This is a genomic window from Segeticoccus rhizosphaerae (genome assembly GCF_005222685.1).
GTDB lineage: Bacteria > Actinomycetota > Actinomycetes > Actinomycetales > Dermatophilaceae > Segeticoccus > Segeticoccus rhizosphaerae.
On sequence record NZ_SWMA01000004.1, the window covers coordinates 121,497 to 136,145 of the forward strand.

14 protein-coding genes are annotated in these 14,649 nt (G+C 71.9%); 6 read left to right on the forward strand and 8 right to left on the reverse strand.

The features are described from left to right. Window positions 1–74: 74 nt before the first annotated feature. The gene (gene nhaA, locus FCN22_RS04760) at window positions 75–1,406 is read right to left on the reverse strand and encodes a Na+/H+ antiporter NhaA (RefSeq protein WP_137120389.1); all 1,332 of its coding nucleotides are present in this window, start codon (window positions 1,404–1,406) and stop codon (window positions 75–77) included. Window positions 1,407–1,606: 200 nt separating this feature from the next. Here nhaA and FCN22_RS04765 point away from each other — a divergent pair, with 200 nt between their 5' ends. Further along, window positions 1,607–2,593 (forward strand): pirin family protein, encoded by a 987-nt coding sequence (locus FCN22_RS04765; protein WP_137120390.1) that lies wholly within the window; start codon window positions 1,607–1,609, stop codon window positions 2,591–2,593. Window positions 2,594–2,836: 243 nt separating this feature from the next. Here the strand turns inward: FCN22_RS04765 and FCN22_RS04770 are convergent, their stop codons facing one another. From FCN22_RS04770 to FCN22_RS04800, 7 genes are all read right to left on the reverse strand, one after another. Beyond that, on the reverse strand, window positions 2,837–3,433 hold the full coding sequence (locus FCN22_RS04770) for an AMIN-like domain-containing (lipo)protein (protein WP_137120391.1): 597 nt from the start codon (window positions 3,431–3,433) through the stop codon (window positions 2,837–2,839). Between the two features lie 135 nt (window positions 3,434–3,568). After that, window positions 3,569–5,197: a monocarboxylic acid transporter gene (locus FCN22_RS04775; protein ID WP_137120510.1), complete on the reverse strand. Its 1,629-nt coding sequence runs from the start codon at window positions 5,195–5,197 to the stop codon at window positions 3,569–3,571. 14 nt (window positions 5,198–5,211) lie between these two features. Continuing rightward, window positions 5,212–5,559 carry a DUF485 domain-containing protein gene (locus FCN22_RS04780; protein ID WP_137120392.1) on the reverse strand — a complete coding sequence of 116 codons (348 nt, stop codon included), beginning with the start codon at window positions 5,557–5,559 and terminating at the stop codon, window positions 5,212–5,214. Between the two features lie 128 nt (window positions 5,560–5,687). Further along, window positions 5,688–7,232, reverse strand: a complete 1,545-nt coding sequence (locus tag FCN22_RS04785) for a sodium/solute symporter (RefSeq protein ID WP_137120393.1) — start codon at window positions 7,230–7,232, stop codon at window positions 5,688–5,690. Next, window positions 7,229–7,552 carry a hypothetical protein gene (locus tag FCN22_RS04790; RefSeq protein WP_238384522.1) on the reverse strand — a complete coding sequence of 108 codons (324 nt, stop codon included), beginning with the start codon at window positions 7,550–7,552 and terminating at the stop codon, window positions 7,229–7,231. The genes FCN22_RS04785 and FCN22_RS04790 overlap by 4 nt, the downstream gene beginning before the upstream one ends. 71 nt (window positions 7,553–7,623) lie before the next feature. Further along, window positions 7,624–8,454 carry a LytR/AlgR family response regulator transcription factor gene (locus FCN22_RS04795; protein ID WP_137120395.1) on the reverse strand — a complete coding sequence of 277 codons (831 nt, stop codon included), beginning with the start codon at window positions 8,452–8,454 and terminating at the stop codon, window positions 7,624–7,626. 10 nt (window positions 8,455–8,464) lie between these two features. Then, window positions 8,465–9,667 carry a sensor histidine kinase gene (locus tag FCN22_RS04800; RefSeq protein WP_137120396.1) on the reverse strand — a complete coding sequence of 401 codons (1,203 nt, stop codon included), beginning with the start codon at window positions 9,665–9,667 and terminating at the stop codon, window positions 8,465–8,467. Window positions 9,668–9,689: 22 nt separating this feature from the next. Between FCN22_RS04800 and FCN22_RS04805 the strand changes: the two genes are divergently transcribed. The 5 genes from FCN22_RS04805 to FCN22_RS04825 all read left to right on the forward strand — a co-directional run bounded on the left by FCN22_RS04805 (window position 9,690) and on the right by FCN22_RS04825 (window position 14,518). Beyond that, window positions 9,690–10,541 carry a Fic family protein gene (locus FCN22_RS04805; RefSeq protein ID WP_137120397.1) on the forward strand — a complete coding sequence of 284 codons (852 nt, stop codon included), beginning with the start codon at window positions 9,690–9,692 and terminating at the stop codon, window positions 10,539–10,541. A gap of 632 nt (window positions 10,542–11,173) precedes the next feature. Further along, window positions 11,174–11,911 (forward strand): septum site-determining protein Ssd, encoded by a 738-nt coding sequence (gene ssd / locus FCN22_RS04810; RefSeq protein ID WP_137120398.1) that lies wholly within the window; start codon window positions 11,174–11,176, stop codon window positions 11,909–11,911. Then, window positions 11,911–13,110: a TadA family conjugal transfer-associated ATPase gene (locus FCN22_RS04815; RefSeq protein ID WP_137120399.1), complete on the forward strand. Its 1,200-nt coding sequence runs from the start codon at window positions 11,911–11,913 to the stop codon at window positions 13,108–13,110. Before ssd ends, FCN22_RS04815 begins: the two co-directional genes overlap by 1 nt. Beyond that, window positions 13,107–13,913, forward strand: coding sequence for a type II secretion system F family protein (locus tag FCN22_RS04820; RefSeq protein ID WP_137120400.1), 807 nt, complete (start codon window positions 13,107–13,109; stop codon window positions 13,911–13,913). Before FCN22_RS04815 ends, FCN22_RS04820 begins: the two co-directional genes overlap by 4 nt. Further along, on the forward strand, window positions 13,910–14,518 hold the full coding sequence (locus tag FCN22_RS04825; RefSeq protein ID WP_137120401.1) for a type II secretion system F family protein: 609 nt from the start codon (window positions 13,910–13,912) through the stop codon (window positions 14,516–14,518). The genes FCN22_RS04820 and FCN22_RS04825 overlap by 4 nt, the downstream gene beginning before the upstream one ends. The last annotated feature ends 131 nt before the right edge of the window (window positions 14,519–14,649 follow it).

The window sequence follows — 14,649 nt, forward strand, 5'->3', positions numbered from 1 at the left end:
CCGGGGCCGGTTGCCGCCCCCGCGGCTCTCCCGGGTGCCGCCTCCCGGCGCAGCGCGGCGCTCCGCTGGCCGGTTCAGTCCTCGTCGTCCCGCTGGTAGACATCCGGTATGCCGTCCGCGTCCAGGTCGAGCTGCTCCAGCTCGTGGATGCGGCGGTAGATCCGGTTGCGGCGGCGCAGCACCACTGCCGCGAGGAGGGCCGCGAGCGTCGAGCCGACGAGGATCGCGAGCTTGACGTGCTCGTCGTGCGGAGATCCGGCACCGTAGGCGAGCTCGCCGACGAGCAGCGACACGGTGAACCCGATCCCCGCCAGCAGGGAGAGCCCGAAGACATCCGACCACGCCAGGTCACTGTCGAGCTGGGCCCGGGTGAACCCTGAGAAGGCCCACGTCCCGCCGAAGACCCCGATCACCTTGCCGATCACCAGCGCACACACCACCGCGATGGCGGCCGGGTCGCGGAGGGCGTCGGTGAAGCCGCCGCCGAGCACGTGCACGCCGGCGGCCATGAAGGCGAAGACCGGCACCGCGAAGCCCGCCGAGAAGGGGTGCAGCCACTCCTCGAACCGCTCGGCGAGACTCGGTGCCGGCGGCGCCTGCGGGTCGGCCTGCTGCCCGCCCTGCCGGGGCCGCACGGGGACGAGCATGCCGAGCACGACGCCCGCCACCGTGGCATGGACCCCCGAAGCGTGGACCAGTCCCCAGGCCAGCAGCGCCAGCGGCACGAGCAGCCACCACCGGTCGATCCTGCGCTGCACCAGGAACCCGAACAACGCCAGGGGCACCAGCGCCAGCAACAGTGCCACCACATCGAGGCTGTCGGTGTAGAAGAGCGCGATGATCGTGATGGCGATGAGGTCGTCGACCACGGCCAGGGTCAGCAGGAAGGACCGCAGGCCGGACGGCAGGTGGGTGCCGAGGACCGCGAGCACGGCGAGGGCGAAGGCGATGTCCGTGGCTGTCGGGATGGCCCAGCCCCGCAGCAGGCCGCTCTCGCCGTTGCCGATGGTGCCCGCGATGGCGACGAAGATCACCGCCGGCATGGCCACGCCGCAGGCGGCGGCCGCGACCGGCAGCGCCGCCTTGGCCGGCTGGTTGAGGTCGCCGACGACGAACTCACGCTTCAGTTCGAGGCCCGCCACGAAGAAGAAGACCGCCAGCAGGCCGTCGGAGGCCCACTGTCCGAGACTGAGGTCCAGGTGCCACGACGCCGGCCCGACGGTGAGGTCGCGCAGGGCGAAGTAGCTGTCGCCCCACGGCGTGTTGGCCCACACGATGGCCACGAGGGCCGCGACGAGCAGCAGCGACCCACCGACCGTCTCGGTCCGCAGCGCGCCGGCGATCCGCTGGGCCTCGGGCCAGCTCGAGCGGGTCAGCAGGCGACGCGGGTTTGGCACTTTGGTCATGCGGGGCCCCCTCGAAGTATCGGAGCGAACCTGCGAGCGGAGAACCTCGTGGGGTGGTCTTCGTGGGGTGCGGTCATGGGTCCTTCACGGGTCGTTCGACGCCGTCACGAGGCCCGTGACGAGGACGCCGACCAGACTTCCCGGCTCACCGGGCCCCACGCTAGCGGACAGCCGGCCGCTAGCCCTCGTAGGCTGGCTCGATGAGCAACACGATTGCCGACGTCTATCGGGAGTGCACCGACGACGTGGACCCGCACGGCCGGGAGATCACGGTCTACGACGCCATCCGGGCCCGCATCAGCCCGCGCGACGAGGTGCTGCGGTTGCTGCCGCACCGCGAGCGGCGGATGGTCGGGGCCTGGTGCTTCGCCGACCTGTTCGGCCCGCGGGACATCACCGGACAGACGGGTATGACGGTGCCTCCCCACCCGCACATCGGCCTGCAGACCGTCAGCTGGCTGGTCGAGGGCACGGTCCTGCACCGCGACAGCCTCGGCACGACGGCGCTGGTCGAGCCGGGCCGCGTCGGCATCATGACGGCCGGCCACGGCATCGCGCACTCCGAGAACTCCCCCGACGACCACGGGCCGGTCCTGCACGGCGCCCAGCTGTGGGTGGCGCTGCCCGAGGCCGCGAGGCACGGCGAGCACGCGTTCACGCTGCACGAGCCAGCCCCCGTCTGGTCGCGGGACGGGCTGAGCGCGCAGGTCTTCGTCGGCCGGGTCGGCGACGTGTCCGCCTCCGCACAGGGCGTGACCCCTCTCGTGGGCGCGGACCTCGCGCCGGAGGCCGCGGAGCGGCGCGAGGGCACCCTGCCGCTCGACACGGCATACGAGCACCTCTTGTTGCCGCTGCGCGGGTCGGCGACGGTGCCGGACGAGTCGGGCCATCCGGTCGAGGTCACCGCCGGTCAGGCGATGTACCTCGGCACCGACCGTTCCGCGCTCGAGGTGACGCTCTCGCCGGACGCGCGGGTGCTGCTCCTCGGGGGCGAGCCCTTCGAGGAGGAGATCGTCATGTGGTGGAACTTCGTCGGCCGGACCCACGACGAGATCGCCCGAGCGCGGCAGGAGTGGAACGGGCACGACACGCGGTTCGGCGAGGTGTCGCACTATCCGGGTCCCGAGCGGCTGGTGGCCCCTCCGCTGCCCCATGTGACGCTGCGGCCGCGAGGTCGCCGTCACTGAGCTGCGGGGACGAGCCGCGAGGAGCGCGACCACAGGCCCCCGCTGAGGGAGGATTGACGTCCACCCGGCGGGACCCTGGACCCCGCCGGGTGGACCGACCAGTGTGCGGACCCCTGACTGCCCGCCGCAGCCGTCGCCGGAAGGTGGAGCGACAACTGCCTGGGACCAGTGTGACGGAAGGTGTGTCTGTGAGGGACCAACGTCGTGACAAGACTTGGCAAAGGGTTTGCGGTCAGCTGCTCCTCACCAGCGGTGTGCCACGTCGATCACCACACGGCTCCCGTGACCACCGTTCGGGGCTCCCGCCAGCGTGAACACCCGGAACGGCAACCGTGCCCGCACCCCTAGGCCGATGGTGGTCTGACCCTCGAAGCTGCCGCCCCACGAGACCTGCCGGAAGGTCGAGTAGCCCGTGGTGTTCACCAGCTCGGTGCGTTTGGTCGGGGTGTAGGTGGGCCGGCCGGTGGAGTTGTAGGCCGGCGCGTGGACCGTGATCGAGAGCTTGGCGCCGCCCCGCAACGGGACGATCGCACCGGAGCCCTGGGCGAGCACGTTGCTGACGTACTTCACCACGTAGCCGCTGCGCCGGTCGGTGCCGCTGAGGTCGATGACGAGCCGGTCGAAGCAGGTGTGTCGACCGGAGCGCACGTCGGTGATCGACGCGGTGGTGGTCTGGGTCCACGACTTGGTGAGCGAGCCCCACTCGATGCCGCAGTATGGCGCGGCCACAGCGGGAGCGGCGGTCGCCGAGGACACGGCGAGCCCGAGGGCCGGTGCCCCGGTCAGGGCGAGCGCGAGGGTGAGCGGGCGGACGAGGGATCTTGTGCGGTGAAGTTTCATGGCGTCCTCCTTTGGACACCTCTTCCACGCGCACCGCACGGGCCCGGTTGACCGCGCCGCCCCGGATCCAGTTGCTGGGAGAAGGCGTCAAGGACGACGCCTTCTCCCAGCAGCAAGTGGAGTTGGTGCAGAGTGTCAGTGGATCACCGCCTTCTCCGCACCGGCACCGGTCAGGGAACGCACCTCCATCTCGGCGAACTTCTCCTCGCTGGAGCGCTCGCGGCTGGTCACGGTGCCCAGCCAGCCGAGGAAGAAGCCGAGGGGGATCGAGACGATGCCCGGGTTGTCCAGCGGGAACCAGCTGAAGTCGACCGACGCGTCCTTGATCATCGACGTGCTGTTGCCGTCGGGGCCGGCCGGCTTGCCGGAGACCACCGGGCTGAAGGCGATCAGGGTGATGGCCGAGATCAGCCCGCCGTAGATGCTCCACAGGGCGCCCCGGGTGTTGAACCGCTCCCAGAACAGCGAGTAGAGGATCGTCGGCAGGTTGGCGCTGGCCGCGATCGCGAAGGCCAGGGCCACCAGGAACGCGATGTTCTGCCCGTTGGCGAAGATGCCGCCGACGATGGCCACCGCACCGATCACCAGGGCGGTGATCCGGGCGATGCGCACCTCACCCTTGCCGCCGACCTCGCCCTTCTTCACGACGTTGTTGTAGATGTCGTGGGCGAACGACGCGCTGGCAGTGATCGTCAGGCCGGCCACCACGGCGAGGATGGTCGCGAACGCCACCGCCGCGATCAGGCCCAGCAGGATCTCACCACCCAGCTCGAAGGCGAGCAGCGGTGCGGCCGAGTTGGCGGCACCGGGCGCGCCGAGGATCCGCTCCGGGCCGACCAGCGCTGCGGCGCCGTAGCCGAGCACCAGGGTGAACAGGTAGAACAGGCCGATCAGCCAGATGGCCCACTGCACCGACCGGCGCGCCTCGCGGCTCGAGGGCACGGTGTAGAAGCGCATCAGCACGTGCGGCAGCCCTGCCGTGCCGAGCACCAGCGCCAGTGACAGGGAGATGAAGTCGATCTTGGTGAGCGTCGACTCGCCGTACTTCAGTCCGGGCTCGAGCATCTTCTCCCCGGCCGGTGACTCCGTGACCGCGTGGTGCAGCAGCGTGGAGATGTTGACGCCGTGCTTGCCGAGGACCCACATGGTCATGACGGCCGCACCGAAGATGAGCAGCACGGCCTTGACGATCTGCACCCACGTGGTCCCCTTCATGCCGCCCACGAGGACGTAGGTGACCATGATGATGCCGACGATCGCGATCACCAGGCTCTGCGCTGTCCGACCGTCGACGCCGAGCAGGAGGGCGACCAGGCCACCGGCGCCGACCATCTGGGCCAGCAGGTAGAAGAAGCACACCACCAGGGTCGAGATCGCCGCCGCCATCCGCACCGGGCGTTGCCGGAGTCGGAAGGAGAGCACGTCGGCCATGGTGAATCGGCCTGTGTTGCGCAGCAGCTCGGCCACGAGCAGCAGCGCGACCAGCCAGGCGACGAGGAAGCCGATGGAGTAGAGGAACCCGTCGTACCCGTTGATCGCGATGGCGCCCGCGATGCCGAGGAAGGACGCCGCGGACAGGTAGTCGCCTGAGATCGCGATGCCGTTCTGCGGGCCGGTGAACGCGCGGCCGCCCGCGTAGAAGTCGGCCGCCGACCGGTTGTTGCGCGAGGCACGGATGACGATGGCGAGGGTGATCAGGACGAAGACGACGAAGATCGTGATGTTGATGCCGGGGCTTCCGACGTTCGTCTGCGTCGGCATCATCGTGGCGAGGGCGCTCACGGCTGCTCTCCTTCGATCGAGTGACGGAGTCGCTCCGCGGTCGGGTCGAACTCTCGGTCCGCCCAGCGCACGTAGAGGGTCGTGATCACGAACGTGCTGACGAACTGGCCGAGGCCGAGGAGCAGCCCGATGTTGACGTTGCCGAACACCTTGGTGGACATGAAGTCCGAGGCGAACGCCGCGAGCAGGACGTAGAGGAAGTACCAGACCAGGAACAGCCCGGTCATGGGAAAGACGAACTTGCGGAACCGGCGGCGCAAATCCACGAACTCCTCGGACCGCTGGACCTCGAGGTAGGTCGACCGGCGATCCGCATCTTCGAGCGGGGGAGCGCTCTCACTCATGAGGAACCTCCAGGGTGGTCAGTCACGGGGAAGTCCGGTGACGAAGGTCACTCTGGGGCGGCGCGGGCTCGCGCGGACCCCTTCACGGGACGCGGCGCGACGGACGGTCGAAATTCCTCGACCAACGGTCATCCACCTCGCGTTGCCGGCAGGACCAGTCCCTCCGGACCGTGCAGCAGCACCATCATCCGTCCGGTGCCCTGCGGCACGCGGTCCGGCGTCGCGAGCGAGACGACGATCGTCACCAGGAAGGTGATCGGCACCGTCCAGGCCGCGGGTTGCGACAGCAGGGCGCCGGGCCAGCCCGCCGGGACGCCGAACAGCACCGTCGTCGAGACGGCGAGGAGCGCCAGCGTGCCGCCGATCCCGAGGCCGGCAGCCGCCCCGACGGTCGACAGCCGTCGCCACCACACCCCGAGGACCAGCAGGGGGCAGAAGGTCGACGCGGCGACGGCGAAGGCCAGGCCCACCGCGCTGGCGAGAGCCACCGACGCGCCGGCCAGTGAGAGCCCGTAGGGCACCAGGATCCCGAGCACGGCCGCGACACGAAACCCTTGCACCGACATGGCATCCCCGCCGGTCCAGGCGTGCAGTCTGGGCCGCAGCAGGTCCTGGTCGAGCACACCCGCGACGGAGATGGTCAGGCCGGAGGCGGTCGACAGGAACGCCGCGAAGGCACCGCCCGCCAGCAGCGCGGACAGGACGTCACCCAAGGTGGTGGGGGAGGCGGCCGACGGCAGGAGCAGCACCACGGAGTCGGGGTGCAGTCCGTGCGGCAGCTGCGGCAGCCAGACGCGCCCCCACACGCCATACAGGGGCGTGAACACGTAGAAGGCGGCGAGCAACCCGATCACCCACGAGGTGGTCCGGCGGGCCGCGTGACCGTCCGGGTTGGTGTAGAAGCGGACGATCACGTGGGGCAGCCCCATCGTGCCGAGACAGAGGGCCAGCAACGTGCTGTAGGTCCAGTATGTCGGGTGGTCCTGGCCGCCGAATCCGCTGAGCGGGCGGGCCCATCCGCCGCCTCCCGGCTCGCTGAGGACGACCGGGGCGGGCTGGCCCTGTCGCAGCCACAGCATGAGCAGGACGAAGGCGGGGATGCAGATCGCGGTGAGCTTGAGCCAGTACTGCACCGCCTGGACGAAGGTGATCGAGCGCATGCCGCCCGCCACCACGCTGAGCAGCACCACCACCGCGACGATCAACCCGCCGACCCAGGCCGGGGCGCCGGTCACCACGTGCAGTGCCAGACCGGCGCCCTGGAACTGCGGCAGCAGGTAGAGCCAGCCGATCCCGATGACCAGCACCGAGCAGAGCCGCCGGATCCGTGGGCTGTCCAGTCGCGCCTCGGCGAAGTCGGGGACGGTGTAGGCGCCCGATCGCCGCAACGGCGCGGCGATCAGGACGAGCAGGACGAGGTAGCCGACGGTGTAGCCGACCGGGAACCACAGCATGTCGGCGCCGCGGGAGTAGATCAGCCCCGCGATGCCGAGGAACGATGCGGCGGAGAGGTATTCGCCGCCGATGGCGGAGGCGTTCAGGCGGGGCGAGACGGCTCGGCTCGCGACGTAGAAGTCGCTCGTGGTGCGCGACAGCCGCAGCCCGAAGGCGCCGACCCCGGCGGTCAGGGCGCAGACCGCGACGATCGCGACGATCCCGTAGTGCGAGCTCACTGGCGCTCCACCAGGGCGACGAACTCGCGCTCGAGCCGCTCGGCCTGCCGCACGTAGTATCGCGCGGCGGCCAGCACCACCGGATAGACCGCGGCGCCGAGCACCAGCCAGGGCAAGGGGATCCGCCACACGTGGACGGTCTGGGTGGCCGGCACGAGCAGGAAGGCCAGTGGAAGCCCACAGAGGACGACGGCCGTCGCCGCGAGGACGGTCAGGGAGAGCCGCAGCTGGGCGCGGACGAGGGAGCGCATGTAGAGCTCACCCAGACCGGTCTGCTCCCGGATGTCGGTCGTGACGGGGCGTTGCGGCCCACGCACCACGGCGTTCCTCCGGGGAGAGGTGACCCGCACCCGCCGTGGGACGTCGGGCGGCTCGGTCGCGCGCCCCGGCATCAGTCGGGCGCCCGAGAACGCAGCGCCGCCGGGGAGGCGATCCGGTCCCGGAGGGCGCGGGCGTGGCGGCGGCTGACCTGCAGCTCGGTGTCCCCGATCCGCACGGCCACGCGGCCACGGTCGACCCGCACCTCGTCGATGGCACTGGTGTTGACCACCGTGCTGCGGTGGATGCGCAGGAAACCCGCCGCCGCCCAGCGCTCCTCGAGGGTCGACAGGGGCACCCGCACCAGGTGCGAGCCGTCGCGGGTGTGCAGCCTGGCGTAGTCGCCCTGGGCGCGCGCGTAGCGGACCTGCGAACGCAGGATGAAGCGCGTCACGCCCCCGAGCTCGACCGGGATCGACTCGTCCGGCGCATCGCCGACCTCGTCGCCGCGGCCCCGGGCGGACAGGTGGGCCTCGACCACACGGTCGACCGCCTCCTGCAGCCGCTCCGCGCGCACAGGCTTCATGACGTAGTCGGTCGCCCGCAGGTCGAAGGCGTCCACGGCGTGCTCGTCGTAGGCGGTCACGAACACGACCTGGGGCCGCACCGGGAGCCGGCCGAGTGCCTCGACCAGCGCGATGCCGTCGAGCCCGGGCATCTTGATGTCGCAGAACACGACATCGACCGCGGTGTGGGCGAGGGACTCCAGCGCAGCCGATCCGCTGCGGGCGGTCGCCACGACCTGGATGCGCGGCTCGAGGCCGAGCAGGTAGTCGAGCTCGGCGAGCGCCGGCGGCTCGTCGTCCACGAGGAGGGCGCGCAGGCCGTCCTTCTGCGCCGCTGCCCGCGGGATGCGGGTGGGCTCGGCGGCATCCCTCGATCGGGAGGGACCTCGGTGGGGCATGGCCGAAAGGCTACGTGCTGGAGCGGATCACCGGCGAGTACTTCGGGACGCGGAAGCTGACCCGGGTGCCGGCGCCCTCGGCCGTCTCGACGGCCAGACCGTGGTCGTCACCGAAGACCTGCCGCAGCCGCGCGTCGACGTTGCCGAGGCCGACGTGGTCGCCGCCCGGCCCGCCGGCCAGCACCATGCGGACCACTTCGGGGTCGCTGCCGATGCCGTCATCCTCGATCACGATCTCCGCCTCCGAGCCGACGTCGCGGGCCGTCAGGTTGATCGTGCCCGGGCCCTCCTTGCCCTCCAGCCCGTGCCGCACTGCGTTCTCGACCAGCGGCTGGATGGACAGGTAGGGCAGCGACACGGCGAGCACCTCGGGCGCCACGAGGAGGGAGACCTGCAGCCGGTCACCGAAGCGTGCCTGCTCCAGCCGCAGATAGCGCTCGATGTTGGTCAGCTCGTCGGCCAGGGTGGTGAAGGTGCCGCCCCGACGGAACGCGTAGCGCGAGAAGTCGGCGAACTCCAGCAGCAGCTCGCGCGCGCGGGAGGGCTCGGTCCGGACGAACGAGGCGATCGCCGCGAGGCAGTTGTAGACGAAATGAGGGCTGATCTGGGCCCGCAGGGCGCGCAGCTCGGCCTCCATCGCCCGGGTGCGCTGCCGCCCCAGCTCGGCCAGCTCCACCTGGCACGACACCCAGCCGGCGAGCTCCTCGGTGGCGCGGGTGACGGCGGTGGACGCGGTGCGCCCGTAGGCCGCGAGGGCACCGACGACGTGCTCGTCGCTCACGACCGGGGCGAGCACCGCGTGCCGCACCGGGCAGTCAGGAGTGGGACAGTCGAGGTCCCCGCGGCCCAGGACCACCGTCCGCCCGGTCGCCAGGACGTCGGCCGCGTGCCGCAGGACGTCCTCCTGGTGGTGGCTGCCTTGTCCCTCCCAGGTGAGGGTGGACGTGGTGTCGCACAGCGCGATGGCCGGAGTGCCGAGCAGAGTGCGCAAGTTTCGGCCCGCACGGGCGGCCGCGCTAGGGGTCAGGCCCTCCCGTAGGTGGGTCGCGGCACGGGAGGCCGTGTGCAAGGTGGTGTATGTCGCCCGGTCCACCGGGTCCTCGAGGTGGCGGCGGTGACGGACCACCCGGGTCGCCGCCCAGACGAGAGCGGCGAGCACGAGTGTGGTGAGCACCACGAGCAGCACCGCCGTGAGGTTGGCCGAAGGTCGCATGAGCGAACCCTAGGCTGGGCGGGTGCCTGAGCTCACCGAGTCACTCGTCGCCCTCCGCGCTCTGCAGCAGCTGCCCGGGGTGGCGGAGGCGACCGACGCCGCCCGCGAGGTGTGCACCGAGCTGCGCTGGCACCAGGCGCTCCGACGCCGGATCCCCCAGGCGGCAGCCGAGTCTCGCGTCCGCGGCGCCCGGGCCAGTGCGGCCCTCGAGGGTGCCGAGTTCGACGTGTCCGTGGTGCGCGACCTGATGCGGGGCGCCGTGGCCTGGCCCACCGACCCTGGCCCCCTCGAGGAGACACTGCGTGGAGCCGTGCAGGTTGCCGCCGAGACCGAGCACGTGGCGGCACTGCTGGCCAGCGCACCGGCTCAGGCCCTGGCCCGGCTGCACGTCGCCGCGGCGACGCCGTTGCTGCCGCCCGACCAGGTCGGCCGGCCCCGGCAGGCCGGCGAGGAGTGCGTGGAGCTGTCCGAGGTGGGACCGGCACCCGACCCGGCGCAGCTCCCCTCCCGGCTCGCCGACCTGTCGGCGATCATCCTCGCGTCCGCGCAGGCACCGGCTCTGGTGGTCTGTGCCATTGTGCACGCCGAGATCGCCGTGGCGCGCCCATTCGTGCGGGGCAACGGCCTGGTGGCCCGGGCGATGGAACGGGCGATCCTGCACCGCAGCGGGCTGGATCCCACCGGTGTCGCGGTCCCCGAGCTGGGGCACGGCGGGGAGGGGACGGCCGGTTACGGGGGTGCCCTCGCGGCATACGCCTCGGGCAGCCCCGACGGAGTGCGGTTGTGGATCGAGCACTGTGGAGTTGCAGTGGTGCTCGGCGCCCGCGAGGGCTGGCAGATCGCCGACGCGGTGCTGGCCGGCCGGCTGAGCTGACGGCCTGCCACCACCGTCCCGGCTGATCCCCTCGAGTCCGTCAAAGTCAAGTCTTCCGTTTGGCGCAGCGGTGGGGTACACAGGACCTATAGCGACGGGCGAGAGCCCGACGACCACCGCGATCCACACGGGCACCCACGCGCGGGCAGTCCACTGATGGACCGATCGTGACGGGCTTGTCCCGGTGCGACAACACAGAAGCGCACGCTCTGGTAACCCGCTTCGGATCGCGGTTGATAGCACCCCGTTCGCGGGGTGCTATCACTTGTCAGAACCCGTTGACCAGGACGCCGACCGGCGGTCAGCGTGGTGCAGGAATCGATGCCGCAGCGGGAAAAACTTCCCCCCGGCGAGTTTCCGCGTTCCGTTTGCCTTTCGCCTGCAAAGGGCACAGTATGGGAAGTGCACGCTCCCCTTAGGGGTTGAGCGTGCCGGCGCACCGGCTCCTCCCCCCCGGAGCCCGGCGCGTCGACGGCCCCCGTTGTCCCCCCGACGGGGGCCGTCCCCTTTCCTGACCCCCCTTGGCCCCTTTTCCGGCCACGTTCTCCACACCCCGCTCACGCGAGTCCCGTCCCGCACAGGCTCCGACGACGGTATGGCGTCCAAGCTCGCCTCGGGCTCACCGTGGGGCGATGAACAGCATGAACACGTCGTCGCAGGTCATCGGGGTGCTCGGCGCTTCCGGTGGTCTTGGTGCGTCGGTGCTCACCTGTGCGATCGCGGTCCGCGCGGCCGCGGCGGGACTCAGCGCGCTCGCCGTCGACGGGGACCGGTTCGGCGGTGGCCTCGACGTCACGATGGGTCTGGAACAGCAGACCGGGCTGCGCTGGCCAGATCTGGCCCGGGTCCGCGGGGAGGTCGACGGAGACCAGCTGCTGTCCCGGTTGCCTTGGGGTGAGACGGTGCCGGTGCTGTCCTTCGACCGGTCCCGCGACGTCGAGCTGTCCGCCGAGCCGGTGCGCGGTGTCCTCTCCGGGCTGCGGGCCGCGTGTGAGGTCGTCTCGGTGGACCTGCCCGCGCCCGGGGCGCCGCTCTTCGGCTGCTGGGTCGAGGCCTGCGCCGACGTCGTGCTGCTGGCCGGCTCCGACCCGCGGGGACTTGCTGCGGCCTGCGCCGTGGCACCGCACGTCTGCCACGATTCGCGGCGGACGTGGCTGTGCGTCCGGGTGGACCGGCACTTCGGTGACCTCGCGCCGGTCATCGCCGAAGGTGTCGACCTGCCCCTGTCCACCGTGCTGCGCCACGAACGCGGGCTCGACGCCGATCTGTGGCACGGCCTCGCGCCCGGGGACCGCCGCGGGCCGGTCGCCGGCGCGGCCGACGAGCTGCTCGCCCAGCTCGTCACGGGCGCGAGCGGCATGGTCGCCTGATGGCGGCTGATGAGCCCGTGTGGCGTCAGATCCTCGCCGGGCGGGCACCGACCGACGACCTCGTCTCCGCCGTGGTCGAGGACAGCGCAATCGTGCTGGGGACCGAGGGCGTCGGGCTGGCCCGCCAGCAACTGCGGTCCCAGGTGCTCGGGGCGGGTCCGCTCGAGTCGCTCCTCGCCGATCCCGAGGTCACCGACGTCCTGGTCAACGGTGTCGCGGGTGTCTGGGCGGACCGTGGGACCGGCCTTCGACGCGAGCCGCTCGCGGTGGGCGACGAGGCGCAGGTCCGACGGTTGGCGGTGCGGCTGGCGGGGCTCGCAGGCAAACGGCTCGACGACACCTCTCCCTTCGTCGACGGTCTGCTCCCGGGCGGTGTCCGGTTGCACGCCATCCTGCCGCCGCTCGTCGACGGCGGACCCCACCTCAGCCTGCGGGTGCCGCGCCGGGTGACTCCGACGCTGCAGCAGCTGCACGACTGGGGATCGTGCGACGCGACCATGCTCGAGGCGTTGCAGGCGCTCGTGCGTCGACGGATCGGTTTCGTGGTGAGCGGCGGCACCGGGTCCGGCAAGACCACCGTGCTCGGAGCGCTGCTCGGCGAGGTGCCGCGCGACGAACGCCTCGTGATCGTGGAGGACGTGCGAGAACTCGCCGTCGACCATCCGCACGTGGTGCGGCTGCAGGGCCGTAGCCCCAACGTCGAGGGCCGTGGCTCGATCACGCTGACCGCGCTCGTGCGCCAGTCGCTGCGGATGCGGCCCGACCGGCTGGTCGTCGGCGAGGTCCGCGGTGCCGAGGTCCGTGAGCTGCTGACGGCGCTCAACACCGGGCACGAGGGCGGCTGTGGCACCGTCCACGCCAATGCCCCGGCCGACGTGGTCGCGCGGTTCGAGGCGCTCGGAGCGTTGGCCGGCATGGGGCCCGCAGCAGTGCACGCGCAGCTGCTGAGCGCCCTCGAGGTGGTCGTCCACCTGTCGCGATCCGGCCCCGTGCGTGTGGTCGAGGAGCTGGCGGTGGTGGTGTCGGAGGGTGCTCGGCCCCGGGTGCTGCCGGCGCTCTCTCGTGGGCCGGACGGGTCCAGTGGTCGACGAGAGGGTTGGCCAAGGCTCGCCGAGATGCTGGCTCTCGAGGAGCAGCCCGAGCCGGCCACCGGTCCGGACGCTCCCACACGCCGCCCGGCAACAGCGCCGCCGTCATGACCGCCGCGATGACCGCCGCCCTGGTGGCCCTGCTGGTTGCCGCGGTGCTGATCTGGCCGGCTCGTGGCTCGACAGTCCGCGCGCTCGCCGGCCGGGTCACGGCTGGCGCTGTTGGCACCGGCGCGGACGATCGGAGCGCTTCGCGCCCACCGGGCGCACTGCTGGGCCCCGTCGGGCGACGGCTGTCTGACCGCGTGCACCGCCGATCCCGCTCGGTCACCCCGCAGGAGGCGCTGGCCCTGCTCGAGGGCCTCGCGCCGGCTCTCGCTGCCGGGCTGGCGCCGGGTGAGGCGCTCGCGCTGCTGGTGCGCGTGAATCTCGACGACCGCGCGCCTGCCCGCGGCGGCCGCCTCCGGACCTCGTGGCATGACCAGCTGGTCGACCTCGGTGAACGGGCCCGCGACGGCGAACCGCTGGCAGCCCGGTGGCGGCAGCTCGCTCGCGACCAGGACTCAGCGGAGCTGCTGCTTCTCGCCCAGGCCTGGGCGCTCAGCGAGGCACTGGGCTCGCCCCTGTCGGAGGCCGTCGCCGCCAGCAGCGAACTGGTGCGCGAGCGGCTACGGTCCGGGCGACGGGTGGAGGCCGCGTCGGCGGGCGCGCGGGCGACGATGAACCTGCTGACCGTGTTGCCGGTCGGCGGCGCTGCGGTGGCGGCGATGCTCGGCATCTCCCCGATCGCGCTCTACACCCAGTCCCCACTCGCCCTCGGCTGCCTCGTCCTCGGACTGGCCCTGCTCGTGGTCGGCCGGTTGATGGTCCGACGCATGGTGCGCCGGAGCCTTCGTGCGGGTGCAGCCGGATGACCGTGGCGGTCGCGGTCCTGCTCTTCCTCGCCGTGCTGGTGTGGCCGGCCGGGTGGGCGCACCGGTCCCGCGGTTTCATCGCGCAGCCCCGGCCCGCCAACGCGGCTGCGCCCGGACCGGACAGCGAACGCTCCTCGCCGGTTGCGGGTCCGGAGAGTTCGACGGCAGATGACGCGGCGGACGTCGCCACCGCGATGGACCTGCTGGCGCTGGCCCTCACGGGCGGCGCCGGCGTCACCGAGTCGATCGAGGTGGTGGCCGCAGAGGTCGGCGGTGAGGCCGGTCGTCAGCTACGGGTGGTCAGCGCCGGCCTGCGGTGGGGCATGGACGACCAGGCCGCCTGGGCCAACCTGCCCCCGACCTGGTCGCCGGCGGCGCGGGCGATGAGCCTCGCCGGCCTCGCAGGAGTGCCGCCGGGCGAGCTGCTGGCCGCCGGCGCGGCCGACGTGCGCCGAGCCCAGCAGGCCCGGCTGGAGGTCGCGGCGTCGAAGCTGGGCGTCGCGCTCGTGCTGCCGCTCGGCCTCGCGTTCCTGCCCGCCTTCGTGCTCATGACGGTGCTGCCCGTCGTGCTGGCGCTGGCCCAGGACGTCCTCGGGCAGGCCTGAGCTCAGCGCATCCCGTCGCGGTCGTCCGAACTCTGGGTACCCGTGGGAAGCAGTAAAGGTCTGGGGCCGGACCATTGACCGATCGGCGCAGGAGCGACATACTCATGCGGCATCACCGTCCCCGGCGTATG